Here is a 1757-nt window from a genome sequence, read left to right on the forward strand (position 1 = left end):
TGGCCCGGTCCAGGCAGTGCTGCAGCAGGCTGCGGCCCTCGATGGTCACCAGCGCCTTGGGGATTCCGGCACCCAGGCGGGTGCCGCTGCCGGCCGCGACCAGGATCAGCGCGGCATCAACGTTGGGGTGTTCATTCACGTCTTCCAGCCTACTGTGCCCCGGCGCCACGAGGCCGCGCGCTGCTGGTTAAACGAGAGAACCGTGGTTGGTTACCTGTAGTAACCGACCACGGTCGATGATTCTCAGCCGGGGTTCGCGCCCCGGTGTGCCCACTGACCTAGTGGGAAGCCAAAACCTCATCCAAGAGCCCTTCGGCCTTGGTTTCGTCCAGGTCCTTGGCCAGCGCCAATTCGCTGATCAGCACCTGGCGCGCCTTGGACAGCATGCGCTTCTCGCCCGCGGACAGGCCGCGGTCGTTCTCACGGCGCCACAGGTCACGCACGACCTCTGCCACCTTGATGACATCACCGGAGGCAAGCTTTTCCAAGTTTGCCTTGTAGCGGCGCGACCAGTTGGTCGGCTCCTCGGTAAATTCAGCACGAAGGACCTCGAACACATGGTCCAAGCCTTCCTGACCGACCACGTCACGCACTCCAACCAAGTCAACGTTCTCGGCCGGGACCTCGATGGTCAGGTCACCCTGCGCCACCTTGAGCTTGAGATACATTTTCTCTTCGCCCTTGATCTTGCGCATCTTGATCTCTTCGATCATTGCCGCGCCGTGGTGCGGGTAGACTACAGTCTCGCCAACCTCAAAAACCATGTGGATAAACCCCTTTCCCACGTACTAGTCTACCACGACCGGTTTTTTGGCCGCTGTTACCTATGCCCCAATAACCGCGAATTCATGCGGTTTTCACTCTTCCAAACGGGGGAGAAACGTGGTATGAAGAAAGTAGTTCAGAGTCCAACGGACAACCCAAGCCCCTTTCCCACCGTCGGGGTTGTCCAGTGTTACAGCTCGCCAAATCACGCTTTTCAAGCTTAAACCGTTAGGCTAGGTAATAGTCGTGGACTTCGTGTGGCCTGTTTCGAAAATTGCAGAACCCCGAAAGTGCACCACGAAACCATGCAACTCACTATTCTCATCGAGGAGTTTGTGTCGTGATCACCGCACGCATGACCGCTGGACGCCGTATCGCCGCGTCCCTCGCCCTGGCCGGGTTGGCACTGGGTGTCACTGGCTGTGGCGCCATTAACCAGCAGGAAACCACCACCAACTATGCCCCGAGCGATGGCATCATTGCCGATGTCGCCGACGCCAAGGTCCGCAACCTGCTGCTGGTGACCAATGCCGAGCACCAGGAAGCCCGCCTGATTGGCAGCGTTGTCAACAACTCGGACAGCTCCCTGACCCTGAGCGTCAAGGCTGGCAACGCCAGCGCCGTGAAGATTCCGGTCGACGCCTCGGGCACTGTGAAGCTTGAATCCAAGGAATTCGTCGTGGACGGGCTGAACGTGGCCCCCGGTGAGCACGCCGAAGCCACCCTGAGCACCGAGGGTGAAAGCGTGGAGACCAGCATTCCGGTTGTGGACGGCACCCTGAAGGAGTACCGCGAATTCGTTCCCGGCGGCTTCGAGCAGTCGACCACCGACCACCTGACCCCGAGCGAGCAGCCGGAGCACGGCGGCAGCCACTAGGCGGCAGGCCCGGACGACCAACCGAAGGACCGGCACACCACCCCAGCAAGGGCAGGTGCGCCGGTCCTTCGCTTTAATGCGTGCGGCACCCAGCGCGCATAGCTCACGGTTCGGG

At 60.8% G+C, this 1757-nt stretch carries 3 protein-coding genes; 1 reads left to right on the forward strand and 2 read right to left on the reverse strand.

Features of this window, described 5'->3' with window-relative positions; genetic code table 11:
* The coding region (locus JCM19049_RS20950; RefSeq protein WP_306420808.1) for a 2-C-methyl-D-erythritol 4-phosphate cytidylyltransferase at positions 1 to 169 on the reverse strand (169 nt) is incomplete at its 3' end.
* A gap of 109 nt (positions 170 to 278) precedes the next feature.
* Positions 279 to 764 (reverse strand): CarD family transcriptional regulator, encoded by a 486-nt coding sequence (locus JCM19049_RS13205; protein WP_054821813.1) that lies wholly within the window; start codon positions 762 to 764, stop codon positions 279 to 281.
* Positions 765 to 1105: 341 nt separating this feature from the next.
* Here JCM19049_RS13205 and JCM19049_RS13210 point away from each other — a divergent pair, with 341 nt between their 5' ends.
* A complete protein-coding gene (locus JCM19049_RS13210; RefSeq protein ID WP_054821814.1) occupies positions 1106 to 1642 on the forward strand; it encodes a hypothetical protein in 537 nt (178 codons plus the stop codon).
* Positions 1643 to 1757: the final 115 nt, after the last annotated feature.

The sequence above is a fragment of the Arthrobacter sp. JCM 19049 genome, assembly GCF_001310435.1.